Source organism: Pseudomonas sp. BF-R-19, assembly GCF_019956445.1.
Lineage (GTDB): Bacteria > Pseudomonadota > Gammaproteobacteria > Pseudomonadales > Pseudomonadaceae > Aquipseudomonas > Aquipseudomonas fluorescens_BH.
The window spans coordinates 57,789-72,362 of the sequence record NZ_JAHBDN010000040.1 but is presented as its reverse complement, the minus strand read 5'-3'; the positions used below and the strand labels follow the sequence as shown (position 1 = coordinate 72,362).

The window sequence follows — 14,574 nt, the reverse complement described above, 5'->3', positions numbered from 1 at the left end:
CCTCGGTATGTGATCCAGTTCCGCTTTTGAACTTTCCGACATACGGTCATTCGGCTTGCCATCTTCCGACGCAGCGAGCTCTTTTGCTGTGATTCAAGACAAGAAGTTCTGGGAAATTCCTACATGCGTTCGCCCTTGTTCATGGCTCTACCTTTCGCCCTTGCCGCGTCTTTCGTCCAGGCGCAATCCTTGCCAGACGCCATGCAACAAGCGCTGGATGTCCATCCGGAGGTCCAGGCAGGCGTCAACAGCCGATTGGCTGCGGACTATCAATTGAAGGCTGCGAAAGGTGGATACCTGCCACGGGTCGACCTGCTGGGTGGTTACGGTCGTGAAGGCACCGATAGCGTGACGACGCGCACGGACAGCAGCAGCAACAAGCACTGGGAAACCCTGAATCGCAGTGAGTCCAGTTTGCGGCTGACCCAAATGGTTTTTGACGGTTTTGCGACGTCCAGCGAAGTTGGGCGTCAACAAGCCGCCGTAAACTCCCGCGCCTACTCGCTGCTGAGTACTTCCGAGCGTACCGGGCTGACCGTGGCCCAGGTTTATCTCGACGTGCTGACACGCCGTGAATTCGTGCGTCTGGCCGAGGACAACCTCAAGAGCCACCAACGCATTTACGACCAGATCCAACTGCGTACCCAGCGTGGCGTTGGCAGTGGCGCCGACCTCGATCAGGCCGAGGCGCGGATGGCTCAGGCGCGCAACAACCTGATCACCGAGCAGACCAACCTGGCTGACGCCGAAACCAACTACCTCTCCGCTGTCGGCCAGATGCCCGATCAACTGGAGCGCCCGGCGAGTTTCATGGCACTGATGCCGGCCAACCTGAATGAAGCCCGTGCGCAGATGCTGGAAAACAGCCCGATCCTGCGCTCGGCCGAATCCGATATCGCCGCTGCCGAGAAGCAATACGACACGGCCAAGTCGACGTTCTACCCACGCTTCGATGCTGAGCTGGGTCGCAGCGCGGACAACGACATTGATGGTCAGGACGGCCACAACAACGAATGGCAAGCCATGCTGCGCATGCGCTTCAACCTGTATGCCGGCGGCAGCAACAAGGCCGATCTGGAATCCAAGGCGTACCTGTCGAACCAGGCGCTGGACATCCGCAACAACGCCCTGCGCCAATTGAATGAAGAGCTGGGCCTGGCCTGGAACGCCCTGAACAATGCCAACGCGCAAGTGCCGATTGCTCAGCAATACGTCGATCACAGCACCGCCGTGCGTACCGCTTATCAGCGTCAGTTCAGCCTTGGCGAGCGCACCCTGCTCGATTTGCTCGACAGTGAGAACGAACTGTTTACCTCCTCTCGCCGTCTGGCCGAGATCAGGAACACTCAGTTATTTACGCAGTACCGAATCAAAGCGACCATGGGCGAGTTGCTCAAGAGCCAGGGAGTGGTCGCACCATTGGCATCCGTTGTGCAAAACGATGTGAAGCCCAAGGTCCAATTGCCCGGTATGAACTGAGCAAGACCTTCATTATTCAATTGTTAGCCAAGAGTGCCGAGCGTGGAATCAGAAGTCAGTCGGGTTCAACTCATTCATGATCCGCGCGCGTTGCATGACGATCCGCTGCTGGATGGTCTGCTCGCTCTTTGCATGCTGCACCAGAAGCCTGCCAGCGCGGCAATGCTGACCACCGGCCTGCCGCTGCCCGAGCAACGCTTGAGTGTCGAGTTGCTGCCACGTGCGGCAGCTCGCGCGGGGCTGCAAGGTCGGGTGCTGCAACGCAAGCTGGAGGATATTCCGGCGATTGCCATGCCGGCATTGCTGCTGCTCAAGGACGGTCGCAGTGCCGTCCTGCTTGGCTGGCAAGGCCAAGATCAGGTACGGGTGCTGCTCAGCGAAAGCGATGGCGGCGAGTCCCTGGTTAGCCGTGAGCTGCTGGCCGACGACTATACCGGCAGGGTCTTTTTCGCCCAGCCGCAGCACAAATTCGACGTCAACCACGGCACGCTGATTCCGCGGGCGCGCTCGTGGTTCCGCGATACCCTCAAGCGTTCGCGCTGGTTGTATGTCGACGCCATTGCCGCCAGTTTTTTGATCAACATCATTGCCATGGCTGCGCCGTTGTTCGTGATGAACGTCTACGACCGCGTCGTGCCGAACCAGGCCGAAGCGACGCTCTGGGTGCTGGCACTCGGCATCACGGGCGCCTACCTCTTCGACCTGATCCTGAAAAGCCTGCGCAGCCTGTGCCTGGATCTGGCCGGCAAGAAAACCGACCTGATTATCTCGGCCACGCTGTTCGAGCGCATCGTCGGCATGGCCATGAAATACCGGCCGGCGCGGGTCGGCAGCTTTGCCCAGAACATCCACGAGTTCCAGAACCTGCGCGACTTCCTCGCCTCGCTGACCCTCACCAGCCTGATCGACCTGCCGTTCACCCTGCTGATTTTCATCGTCATCGCGATCCTCGGCGGACACCTGGTGTGGATACCGGTACTGGCATTCCCGATTGCCCTGGTCATCGGCTACGCCCTGCAGAAACCCCTGGTGGCGACCATGGAACGGACCATGGCGCTGGGGGCCGAGCGTCAGTCGAGCCTGATCGAAACCCTGGCCGGCCTGGATGCGGTGAAGGTCAACAACGCCGAAAGCGAACGCCAGTATCAGTGGGAACAGACCATCGGCACCCTCAGTCGTCTTGAGTTGCGGGTGAAAATGCTCTCCGGCCTGGCGATGAACATCACCTTGCTGATCCAGCAACTGGCCGGGGTGATCATGATCGTCTTTGGCGTGTACCAGATCATCGACGGTCACCTGAGCATGGGCGGCCTGATTGCCTGCTATATGCTCAGTGGCCGTGCGCTCAGCCCGCTGGCGTCACTGTCCGGGTTACTGACTCGTTATCAGCAGGCACGGGTGACCATGACCTCGGTCGACCAGATGATGGAGTTGCCCCAAGAGCGCAATTTCGAAGAGCGTCCGCTTAGCCGCAAGGTGCTGCAGGGCGGCATTGAGTGCCGCCAGCTCAACTTCACCTACCCGCAACAGCAGAACCTGGCGCTGAAGAACATCAACCTGTCGATTCGTCCCGGCGAGAAGGTTGGCATCATTGGCCGAAGCGGTTCGGGCAAGAGCTCGCTGGCGAAATTGCTGGTGGGGCTGTATCAGCCGGATGACGGCGCGCTGTTGGTCGATGGTGTGGATATCCGCCAGATCGACGTCAGCGAACTGCGTTACAACATCGGCTACGTGCCCCAGGACATTCAGTTGCTCGCCGGCACCTTGCGCGACAACCTGGTTTCCGGCGCGCGGTATGTCGAGGACGAGCTGGTGCTGCAAGCCGCAGAACTGGCTGGCGTCCACGAGTATGCGCGCCTGCATCCGCAGGGCTATGAACTGCAAGTCGGCGAGCGCGGGCAGAACCTCTCCGGCGGTCAACGACAAAACGTCGCCCTGGCCCGTGCATTGTTGCTCAACCCGCCGATCCTGCTGCTCGACGAGCCGACCAGCGCCATGGACAACACTGGCGAAGAGCGTCTCAAGCAGCGCCTGGCAGCGGTGATCGAAAACAAGACCATGGTGCTGGTGACGCACCGGGCATCGCTGTTGTCGCTGGTGGATCGGCTGATCGTGATCGATCGCGGGCAGATACTCGCCGACGGCCCGAAAGCCGCGGTGATGGAAGCGTTGAAGAAGGGGCAGATCAGTGTTGCTTAAGTCGGGTAAGGATTCGATCCGTCGCTACTTCAAAGGCTCTGCTTCGCTTCAGGGCCAGCCGCTGCCGGAGGTCAACAAGGCGCTGATCGAGGATGCGCCACGCGTGGTGCGGCTGACGATCTGGGCGATCATCGCGTTCTTTGTGTTCCTGATGCTCTGGGCCAATTTCGCGGTGATCGACGAAGTGACCAAGGGCGACGGCAAGGCGATTCCATCGTCGAAGATCCAGAAAATCCAGAACCTTGAAGGCGGTATCGTTGCCGAGCTGTTCGTCAAGGAAGGCCAGATCGTCGAGGCTGGCGCACCGCTTATTCGCCTGGACGACACACGATTTGCTTCGAACGTTGGCGAAACCGAAGCCGATCGGCTGTCGATGCTGCTGCGGGTCGAACGCCTGAGCGCCGAGGTCGAAGATCGCCCGCTGAACTTCCCCGAGGATGTGCTCAAGGCCGTGCCGGGTCAGGCCAAGAGCGAAGAATCGCTCTATATCAGCCGCCGCCAACAGTTGCACGATGAGATTGGCGGCTTGCAGGAGCAGTTGATCCAGCGCCAGCAAGAGCTGCGCGAATTCACGTCCAAGCAGGCGCAGTATCGCCAGCAATTGGGCTTCCAGCGTCAGGAAATCAGCATGTCTGAGCCATTGGTGGCCCAGGGCGCGGTATCGCCGGTGGAAGTCTTGCGCCTCAGGCGTGCCGAAGCGGAGACCCGTGGTCAGCTCGACGCCACCACCCTGGCCATTCCGCGTGCCGAATCGGCAATCAAGGAAGTGCAGCGCAAGGTCGATGAAACCCGCGGCAAGTTCCGTAGCGAAGCCCTGACCCAACTCAACGAAGCACGCACCGACCTGAACAAGGCCCAGGCCACCGGCAAGGCTCTGGAAGACCGGGTCAGCCGGACCCTGGTCACTTCACCAGTGCGGGGCATCGTCAACAAGCTGCTGGTCAATACCATCGGCGGGGTAATCCAGCCAGGCAGCGACCTGGTGGAAATCGTGCCGCTGGACGACACCTTGCTGGTCGAGGCGAAGATCCGCCCGCAGGACATCGCGTTCCTGCATCCGGGGCAGGAAGCGACGGTGAAATTCACTGCCTATGACTACACCATCTACGGTGGGTTGAAGGCCAGGCTGGAGCAGATCGGCGCCGACACCATCACCGATGAAGACAAGAAGACCACCTACTACATCATCAAGCTGCGCACCGACCGCAGCCACTTGGGCACCGATGAAAAGCCGTTGCTGATCATTCCGGGGATGGTGGCTTCCGTGGACATCATCACCGGCAAGAAGACCGTGCTGAGCTACCTGCTCAAGCCGATCATCCGTGCGCGGGCCGAGGCGCTGCACGAGCGCTAGTCCTGCAGCGCGGTTGACGACCTCTTCGCGAGCAAGCCCGCTCCCACAGTGGATCTGTGTTGAAACGCAATTTTTGTGTTTCCACTGACCCCTGTGGGAGCGAGCCTGCTCGCGATGGCGTCCGCCAAAACACCACAACCCTGTCAGAAAGTGACAAATAACATCACACCACGATTCCTCCATTCCCTTGGCAATCGCCATATCGTTATTCATTAACGGTATTTAAATTTCAATTCTTATATCTATAAAGTCAATCTCCTGCGTACCTGCCGACCAATCGGCGCGCCGCACGACACGAACCAACACGGGACCTCCGTGAGTTTCTGATCGACGCGCGCGCCTTTGAGCGTGCCGTGCGTGGGAGTGATTTATGTCTGCAGCTTCAGCTTCGCCAAGCATCGCGCCACAATTCTTTGAAATCCGCCCGTTCAGCGGAGCGGTGGGCGCCGAGATCATCGGTCTCGACCTGTCCCGCCCGATCAATGATGACGATTTTTCCCGCATTCACCGCGCGCACCTGGATCATCACGTGGTGGTGTTCCGCGACCAGCGCATAACCCCTGAACAACAGATCGATTTCAGCCGTCGTTTTGGCGTATTGCAGATCCACGTGCTCAAGCAGTTCCTGCTGGCAGGGCATCCGGAAATCCTCATCGTTTCCAACATCGTCGAAAACGGCCAGAACATCGGCCTGGGCGATGCTGGGAAGTTCTGGCACTCCGATCTTTCTTACAAGGAGCTGCCGAGCCTGGGCTCGATGCTGCATGCCCAGGAGCTGCCGTCAGAAGGCGGCGACACCTTGTTCGCCGACATGCACAAAGCCTGGGACAACCTGCCGCTCGCGTTTCGCAAAGCGGTGGAAGGTCGCTCGGCGGCGCATTCCTACACCGCGCGTTACAGCGAGACCAAATTCGAAGGCAACTGGCGCCCGACCCTGACGCCTGAGCAACTCGCCCAGGTCGCCGAAGTCGTCCACCCGGTCGTGCGCACCCACCCGGAAAACGGCCGCAAGGCGTTGTTCGTCAGCGAGGGGTTCACCACCCGCATCGTTGGCCTGCCGGAAGACGAGAGCCAGCAACTGCTGACTGAGCTCTATGCCCACAGCGTGCTGCCGCAAAACATCTACCGCCATCAATGGCAGCCCCATGACCTGGTGTTCTGGGACAACCGTTCGCTGATCCACCTCGCCGCCGGATGCCCCAGCCATCTGCGCCGCAAGCTGTATCGCACCACCATCCAGGGCGACGCGCCTTTCTGATTTGTCGGAGATCTGATCATGTCCAAACGTCTTCCATTCGCACCGCTGGCCGCGGCCATCGGCCTGGGTTTCAGCCTGATCGCCGGCAGCCTGGTGGCGCCGACCGTGGCCCACGCTGAAGGTGAAATCCGTATCGCCGAACAGTTCGGCATCGTTTACTTGTTGCTCAATGTGGTGCGCGATCAGAACCTGATCGAGAAGTACGGCAAGCAGGAAGGCATCGACATCAAGGTCGACTGGACCCAGCTCTCGGGCGGCGCGGCGGTCAACGATGCACTGCTGTCCGGCTCGATCGACATTGCCGGCGCCGGTGTCGGCCCGCTGTTGACCATCTGGGATCGCACCCACGGCAAGCAGAACGTGAAAGCCGTGGCTTCCCTGGGTAACTTTCCGTACTACCTGGTGAGCAATAATCCGAAAGTCAAAACCATCGCCGACTTTACCGAGAAGGACCGCATCGCAGTGCCAGCGGTGGGCGTGTCGGTGCAGTCGCGCTTCCTGCAATATGCAGCGGCCAAACAGTGGGGTGACAAGGACTTCAATCGCCTCGACAAATACACCATCGCTGTTCCGCACCCCGATGCGACAGCGGCGCTGGTGGCCGGCGGCACCGAGCTGAGCGGGCATTTTTCCAACCCGCCGTTCCAGGATCAGGAACTGGCCAATCCCAATGTGCACGTGGTGCTGAACACCTATGACCTGCTTGGTCCGAACTCGCCGACGGTGCTGTTCGCCACCGAGAAATTCCGCGACGAAAACCCGAAAACCTACAAGGCGTTTATCGATGCACTGACCGAAGCGGCGCAATTCGCGCAGAACGATAAAGGCGCAGCGGCGGACACTTACATCCGCGTTACCAAGGCAAAAATCGACCGCGCCGCGTTGCTGAAAATCATCGACAACCCGCAGTTCGAATTCAGCGTCACGCCGAAAAACACTTACCCGTTGGCCGAGTTCCTCTACCGCGTCGGCGCGATCAAAAACAAACCGGATTCATGGAAGGACTACTTCTTCCAGGACGCCAAGCCGCTGCAAGGGAGCTGACCGAAATGAACGCCCCATTGCAAGGCCACACGGTCAGCAAACCGATCGCGGCAGCCCAGGCGCTGCTGTCGGTCGATAACGTCAGCCTCGAATACCGCACGCCGCAGCGGGTGGTGCGGGCGACCCATCAAGTCAGTTTCGAGATCGATCCGGCGGACCGCTTTGTCCTGCTCGGGCCGTCCGGCTGTGGCAAGTCGACGTTGCTCAAGGCCGCCGCCGGCTTCATCCAGCCAGTGGAAGGCGAGATCCGTCTGCAAGGCCAGCGCGTCGATGCGCCGGGGCCGGACCGGATCGTGGTGTTCCAGGAGTTCGATCAACTGCCGCCGTGGAAAACCGTGAAGCAGAACGTGATGTTTCCGCTTCTGGCCTCGAAAACCCTCAAGCGCAGGGAGGCCGAAGAACGGGCGCTGCACTATCTGGAAAAGGTCGGCCTGGCGGCGTTTGCCGAGGCTTATCCGCACACCTTGTCAGGCGGGATGAAGGCCCGGGTCGCCATCGCTCGGGCGCTGGCGATGCAGCCGAAAATCCTGTTGATGGACGAACCCTTTGCCGCGCTCGATGCCCTGACCCGGCGCAAGATGCAGGAAGAATTGCTGCTGCTCTGGGAGGAAGTGCGTTTCACGCTGCTGTTCGTCACGCACTCTATCGAAGAGGCGCTGGTGGTGGGCAATCGCATTCTGTTGCTGTCACCCCATCCGGGCCGGGTGAGGGCGCAAGTCCACAGCCACCAATACGATTTGCATAGCCTCGGCGGTGTGGCGTTTCAGGAATCGGCGCGACGTATTCACCGGCTGTTGTTCGACGAAGGTCAATCACCGCAAGCCGAACATGAACTGGACTTCGCCGACATCCGCATCGCTTATTGAGCCAGTTGAGAGGAGGGCCCGATGAGCCATTTATCATCCCCGCGTGAAGAGTTCGAAACGGTTTTGCAGCCACTGACCAGCGTACCGCTGGAGAGGGAATTGCCCCTCGGCCAACGTCTGTGGCAACAGGGCTGGCTACGTAAGAGCCTGATCCTGATTTTGCTCTCGGTGCTGTGGGAAGCCGTTGCGCGGTATCAGAACAACGACCTGCTGCTGCCGAGTTTTGTGCAAACCGCTCACGCGTTGTACGACGGTCTGCTCAGCGGTGAATTGCTGAGTAAGGTGTGGATTTCTTTGGTGGTGTTACTCAAGGGCTATCTGATCGGCATCGTCCTGGCGTTTGCCCTGACGACGTTGGCGGTGTCGACACAATTCGGTCGTGACTTGCTCAGTACTCTGACCTCGATGTTCAACCCGTTGCCGGCCATCGCGCTGCTTCCACTGGCGCTGTTGTGGTTCGGGCTGGGGCAAAACAGCCTGATTTTCGTGCTGGTGCATTCGGTGCTCTGGGCGCTGGCGCTGAACACCTACGCTGGCTTCCTCGGCGTCTCGGAAACCCTGCGCATGGCCGGGCGCAACTACGGCCTCAAGGGTATGCGTTTCGTGCTGTTCATCCTGATTCCGGCGGCACTGCCATCAATCCTCGCCGGGCTGAAAATCGGCTGGGCGTTTGCCTGGCGGACATTGATTGCTGCTGAGTTGGTGTTTGGTGCGACCAGCGGGAAGGGCGGGTTGGGCTGGTACATCTTTCAGAATCGCAATGAGCTGTACACGGACAAGGTGTTTGCCGGGTTGGCGGTGGTGATTCTGATTGGGTTGCTGGTGGAGAATCTGGTGTTTGATTCGTTGGAGCGGGTAACGGTGAAGCGCTGGGGGATGCAACGTTGACTGTCTGATTGTGTGAAGTCCGCTTTCACAATGGCTGAGTGGAGTTTGCTAGCATTGCGCTTGAATCAATAAAGATCAGGTACGAGTGCTCGCTATGCAACTTCCGGACATGAACCTGTTGGTCGCCCTCGATGCCTTGCTCGACGAGGGCAGTGTGGTGGGCGCTGCGCGGCGGATGAACCTGAGCCCGGCGGCCATGAGCCGCACGCTAACGCGCATCCGCGAAGCCATTGGCGATCCGATCATGGTACGCGCCGGCCGTGGCCTGGTGCCGACCCCCAAGGCGCTGGAATTGCGCGAGCAGGTGCGCAGTGTGGTGGAGCAGGCCGGGTTACTGTTTCGTTCGGCTGATGCGGTGGAGCTGAGTTCGCTGCGGCGGCGGTTCAGTATTCGGGCCAACGACTTCTTTGTCGGCGTCTACGGTGGCAAGCTGTTCGACACCCTTGACCGGCAAGCGCCGCACTGCGAGTTGCGTTTCGTCCCGGAAGGCGATGGCGATGATGAGGCGTTGCGCGAAGGGCGGATCGATCTGAGCATCAGCAACACCCGGCCGTTGACCCCGGAAGTGAAGATTCAGAACCTGTTTTCCACCCACTTCGTTGGCCTGGTGCGCGAGGATCATCCGCTGCTGGACGATGAGATTACGGCGGAGCGCTACGCGGGCTTCTCGCATATCAGCATGTCCCGGCGTGGCATTGCCCGAGGTCCGATCGATACCGCGCTCAATGCCCTGGGACTGGAGCGACGGGTGGCGGTGATCGCACCAAGCTTTCATGCGGCGATGTTTGCCTTGCCCGATTCCGACCTGATTCTGCCGGTGCCCAAAGAGGCGCTGCTGAGCGTGCGACGGCTCGGACTGAAGCTGCGCTCGTTCGACCTGCCCATCCCGTTGCCGACCCTGATGCTGACCCAGGCCTGGCATCCGCGTTTCGACAAGGATCCGGCCCACCGTTGGCTGCGGGAAACGCTGAAAGCCTGCTGCGATGAGACATGGTTGGCTGCGCAACCGGACTGAGGTCGAGCGCAACTTCCTCCTGTGGGAGCGGGCTTGCTCGCGAAGGCGTTGGATCAGTCGGTATCAATGTTGAATGATAAGCCGCATTCGCGAGCAAGCCCGCTCCCACAGGGGTTTTGTATTGTTGCGTCTAGCGCACTTATAACCTGCCGATAAGTTGATTTTCGTCAGGCGTCACGCTTCCTAGAATGCTTCGGACTTTCCACGCCGGAGCTTGCAGTACATGACTTCCCTTACGGCCCCGGCACCTGTCGCCGCGACCGGCCCGACAGCTTCACCACAGGTTTTCGGCCCGCGGATCATCATCGGCCTGGTGGGCGTATTGCTGGCGGTGCTGGTGTCGGGCCTGAACGAGATGGTGACCAAAGTCGCCCTGGCCGACATCCGCGGTGCATTGGCCATCGGCTACGACGAAGGCACCTGGCTGGTCGCCTGTTACACCGCGACTTCCGTGGCGGCCATGGCGTTCGCGCCGTGGTGTGCGGTGACGTTCTCATTGCGGCGTTTCACCCTGTGGGCCATCGGCCTGTTCACCCTGCTGGGTGTGTTGTGCCCCTTCGCCCCGAATTACGAAAGCCTGTTGTTGCTGCGCACCTTGCAAGGCCTGGCGGGCGGTGCATTGCCACCCATGCTGATGACCGTGGCCCTGCGGTTTTTGCCCGCCAACGTGAAGTTGTATGGCCTGGCCGGTTATGCCCTGACGGCGACGTTCGGCCCGGGCCTGGGCACGCCGTTGGCCGGGTTGTGGACCGAGTATGTCGGCTGGCAATGGACCTTCTGGCAAATCATCGCGCCGTGCCTGATTGCCATGGCGGCGGTGGCGTATGGCTTGCCCCAGGACCCGCTGCGACTGGAGCGCTTCAAGTCCTTCAACTGGCGCGGTGTGCTGCTGGGTTTTCCCGCCATCTGCATGCTGGTGATCGGCATCCTGCAGGGCAATCGCCTGGACTGGTTCGAGTCGAACCTGATCTGCGGATTGCTCGGCGGCGGGTTGTTGTTGCTGGTGCTGTTTTTGACCGGCGAGTGGTCGCAGCCGATGCCGTTTTTCAAGATGCAGATGCTAGGCATCCGCAATCTGTCCTTCGCCCTGCTGACCCTGGCGGGCGTGCTGGTGGTATTGCAGGCGGTGATCATTATTCCGTCCAGCTACCTGGCGCAGGTCCAGGGTTATCGCCCGGTGCAGACCGCGCCGATCATGCTGCTGGCGGCGCTGCCGCAATTGATTGCGCTGCCGTTGGTGGCGGCGCTGTGCAACTTTCGCTGGGTCGATTGCCGCTGGGTGTTGGGCATCGGCCTGAGCATGCTGGCGCTGTCGTGCGTCGGCGGCTCGCAGCTGACGTCCGCATGGATTCGCGATGATTTCTATGTGCTGCAATGGCTGCAGATTTTCGGTCAGCCCATGGCGGTGTTGCCGCTGCTGATGCTGTCCACCGGCAGCATCAACCCGATGGATGGGCCGTTCGCATCGGCCTGGTTCAACACCGTCAAAGGCCTGTCGGCGGTCATCGCCACCGGGGTGATCGAGGCGCTGACCACGGCACGCCTGCATTTTCACTCGACCATGCTGGTCGACCGCCTCGGCAACTCGCTGCTGGCCGAGCGCGACAGCGCAAGCCTTGCTCATCGACTGCATGAGCAAGCGGTGGTGCTCACTTCCTCTGATCTTTACCTGTGCATGGCCGGTATCGCCGTGACCTTGATCCTGCTGATTTTCTGGCTGCCGACACGGATCTTTCCGCCGCGCGCACCGACCTGAATGCTCCACTGATACAGAAGGTTTTTATGAACACTCACGCAAAGCAGAAAGTCGCGGTTGGCGTGGCCACCGCATTGGCCGTCGGCGTGTTGCTGTACCTGGCGATGCCCGGCCTGTTCGGCAAGCGTACCCAGCAGAACACCAACGATGCTTATGTCTCGGCGGATTTCACCCTGGTCGTGCCGCGGGTTGCCGGGTTTATCAAACAAGTGCTGGTCGAGGACAACCAGCAGGTCAAGGCCGGGCAGTTGCTGGCGCTGATCGATGACCGCGATCTACGCGCCGCCGCCGAGGCCGCCGATGCCGAAACGCTGGTCGCCAGGGCGCAACTGCAAAACGCCCGGGCGACCCTCGAGCGCCAGGCGTCGGTGATTGCCCAGGCGCAATCCTCGGTGGTTTCGGCCAAGGCGGAAATGGCCTTTGCCGAGCATGAATTGAACCGCTACAACCACCTCGCCGGGGTGGGCGCCGGCACGGTGCAAAATGCGCAACAGGCGCAAACGCGCATCGACCAGGCATCCGCACGAATGGCCAATGCCACGGCGGTGCTGGCGGCGGAACGCAAGCAGGTGGAGATCCTCACGGCCCAGCGCGATGCAGCCGAAGGGGGGCTGAAACGGGCGCAAGCGCAGCTGGAAATGGCCAGCTACGAGTTGTCCTATACGCGGATCGTCGCGCCACAGGACGGCATGGTCGGCGAACGCGCGGTGCGGGTCGGCGCCTACGTCACCCCGGGCAGCAAAATCCTCGCCGTGGTGCCGCTGGCGCAGGCTTACGTGATGGCCAATTTCCAGGAGACCCAACTGACGGATGTACAGCCTGGGCAGGCTGTGCAAGTGCGCGTCGACAGCCTGGGTGGTGCGGCATTGAACGGTCGTGTCGAAAGCATTGCACCGGCCACCGGGGTGACGTTCGCCGCGGTCAAGCCGGACAACGCCACCGGCAACTTCACCAAAGTGGTGCAGCGGATACCGGTGAAGATCGTGCTGGAGCCGGGGCAGTCGCTGGCCGAGCGCTTGCGGGTGGGGATGTCGGTGGAGGCGAGTATTGATACGGCCACCGCCAAGGTGAAAGAGGTTGTTCAGCGATGAAGATTTTCGTTGGTCGCGCTGACGCCTTCGCGAGCAAGTCGGATCGCCGCACCGCCGCTCCCACAGGGGAATGCGTTTCAATGTGGGAGCGGGCTTGCTCGCGAAGAGGCCATCAGCCTCGCCTGACTTTTTCTGCCTTGCTTGTGCTGAGCCTGTCAGCCTGTACCGTCGGTCCGGACTTCCAGACGCCCGAAGCCACCGAAATCACCGAATGGTCGAAACCATCAAGGGCCGCTGCCAGCCAGGCCGTCACCGAAACGATGGCCGAGCGCTGGTGGGAAGTGTTCCACGACCCCAAACTTTCAGCCCTGAGCCAACGCGCCCTGACCGACAACCTCGACCTGAAGCTGGCCAGCAGCCGCTTGCAGCAAAGTCGTGCAGTGCGTCAGGTCATCACCGCCGAGCGCTACCCCAACACGGCTGCCAGCGGCCGTTACGGACGCAACCGCAACAGTGGTGAAGGCCTGAACGACCCGTCAGGACACAACGGCCAATCTGCCTTCAACCTGTGGGATGCCGGCTTTTCCGCGTCCTGGGAGCTGGATTTCTGGGGGCGCGTGCGGCGGGAAACCGAAGCGGCCGACGCCAATCTGGAAGTCGCCGAGAACGACCGACGCGGTGTGCTGCTGTCGGTGTTGGCCGAAACCGCCCAGGACTACATTCAGCTGCGCGGTGTGCAGAACACCCGGCTCGTCACCGAGCAGAATCTCGACGTCGCCCGCCATAGCCTGGAGCTCTCGCAGTTGCGCCTGGCCGACGGCGTCGCGACGGATCTGGATGTCGCCGAAGCCGCCGCACAAGTGGCGGCCATCGAATCACGCCTGCCCGCACTGGAGCAGCGCCAGTGGCAACTGATCAACGCCTTGAGTCTGTTGATGGGCGAACCGCCCCAGGCATTGGCGGCGGAGTTATCCACAGACGCGCCGGTGCCGCAAACGCCGCGTCAGGTCGCCATTGGCTTGCCCTCGCAACTGGCTGCACGTCGGCCGGACATTCGCCAGGCCGAAGCGCGACTGCATGCCGCCACTGCCAGCATCGGCGTGGCCAAGGGCGATTTCTATCCGCGAATCACCCTGTCGGGGAATATCGGCTCCCAGGCCATGCAACTGAGCGATTTCGGCTCCTGGGGTTCGCGTTCGTTCGGCATCGGCCCGCAATTCAGCTTGCCGCTGTTCGACGGAGGCCGCTTGCGTGGCGTGCTCGAGTTGCGTGAAGCGCAACAACAGGAAGCCGCTATCGCCTATCAGCAAACCGTGCTGCGCGCCTGGCATGAAATCGATGATCAACTGACCGCCTACAACGCCAGCCAGTTACGCCGCGACAGCCTGGCCGAAGCCGTGCGCCAGAACCGCATTGCGCTGGACACCGCGCAACAGCAGTACGTCGAGGGCGTGGTGGATTTCGTCACCGTACTCACCGTGCAAGGGGCGTTGCTGGCCACGCAGGAGCAGTGGGTCGAGAGCTCGACCGGCGTGTCGCTGGCGGCCGTCGGGTTGTACAAGGCGTTGGGTGGCGGATGGCAGTCGGTGTATCCCGTGGCAGAGACGGCGTACTTCGAGCCGGTCGGATGACTATGGGTTGTACCTGTCCGGCAATACCGGGCAATGAGTGGCGTCATCGCAAC

General features: G+C 61.1%; 11 protein-coding genes. All 11 read left to right on the top strand.

The window, feature by feature from the left end; translation table 11 throughout:
* The first annotated feature begins 123 nt into the window (after positions 1-123).
* A complete protein-coding gene (locus KGB28_RS08955) occupies positions 124-1,479 on the top strand; it encodes a TolC family outer membrane protein (protein ID WP_223444285.1) in 1,356 nt (451 codons plus the stop codon).
* 42 nt (positions 1,480-1,521) lie between these two features.
* Positions 1,522-3,678 (top strand): type I secretion system permease/ATPase, encoded by a 2,157-nt coding sequence (locus tag KGB28_RS08950; RefSeq protein WP_223444284.1) that lies wholly within the window; start codon positions 1,522-1,524, stop codon positions 3,676-3,678.
* A complete protein-coding gene (locus KGB28_RS08945; protein ID WP_151215156.1) occupies positions 3,668-5,032 on the top strand; it encodes an HlyD family type I secretion periplasmic adaptor subunit in 1,365 nt (454 codons plus the stop codon). The genes KGB28_RS08950 and KGB28_RS08945 overlap by 11 nt, the downstream gene beginning before the upstream one ends.
* A gap of 370 nt (positions 5,033-5,402) precedes the next feature.
* A complete protein-coding gene (locus tag KGB28_RS08940) occupies positions 5,403-6,290 on the top strand; it encodes a TauD/TfdA dioxygenase family protein (RefSeq protein WP_223444283.1) in 888 nt (295 codons plus the stop codon).
* Between the two features lie 18 nt (positions 6,291-6,308).
* Positions 6,309-7,334, top strand: coding sequence for an ABC transporter substrate-binding protein (locus KGB28_RS08935; RefSeq protein ID WP_223444282.1), 1,026 nt, complete (start codon positions 6,309-6,311; stop codon positions 7,332-7,334).
* Between the two features lie 5 nt (positions 7,335-7,339).
* On the top strand, positions 7,340-8,200 hold the full coding sequence (locus tag KGB28_RS08930) for an ABC transporter ATP-binding protein (protein WP_223444275.1): 861 nt from the start codon (positions 7,340-7,342) through the stop codon (positions 8,198-8,200).
* Between the two features lie 21 nt (positions 8,201-8,221).
* Positions 8,222-9,088 (top strand): ABC transporter permease, encoded by an 867-nt coding sequence (locus tag KGB28_RS08925; protein ID WP_223444274.1) that lies wholly within the window; start codon positions 8,222-8,224, stop codon positions 9,086-9,088.
* Between the two features lie 94 nt (positions 9,089-9,182).
* Complete coding sequence (locus KGB28_RS08920) at positions 9,183-10,103, top strand: LysR family transcriptional regulator (protein ID WP_223444273.1); 921 nt, start codon at positions 9,183-9,185, stop codon at positions 10,101-10,103.
* 223 nt (positions 10,104-10,326) lie between these two features.
* Positions 10,327-11,859 (top strand): MFS transporter, encoded by a 1,533-nt coding sequence (locus KGB28_RS08910; protein ID WP_223444272.1) that lies wholly within the window; start codon positions 10,327-10,329, stop codon positions 11,857-11,859.
* A gap of 26 nt (positions 11,860-11,885) precedes the next feature.
* Positions 11,886-12,950 (top strand): HlyD family secretion protein, encoded by a 1,065-nt coding sequence (locus tag KGB28_RS08905; RefSeq protein WP_223444270.1) that lies wholly within the window; start codon positions 11,886-11,888, stop codon positions 12,948-12,950.
* Positions 12,947-14,521, top strand: coding sequence for an efflux transporter outer membrane subunit (locus KGB28_RS08900; RefSeq protein WP_223444269.1), 1,575 nt, complete (start codon positions 12,947-12,949; stop codon positions 14,519-14,521). The genes KGB28_RS08905 and KGB28_RS08900 overlap by 4 nt, the downstream gene beginning before the upstream one ends.
* Positions 14,522-14,574 lie beyond the last annotated feature (53 nt).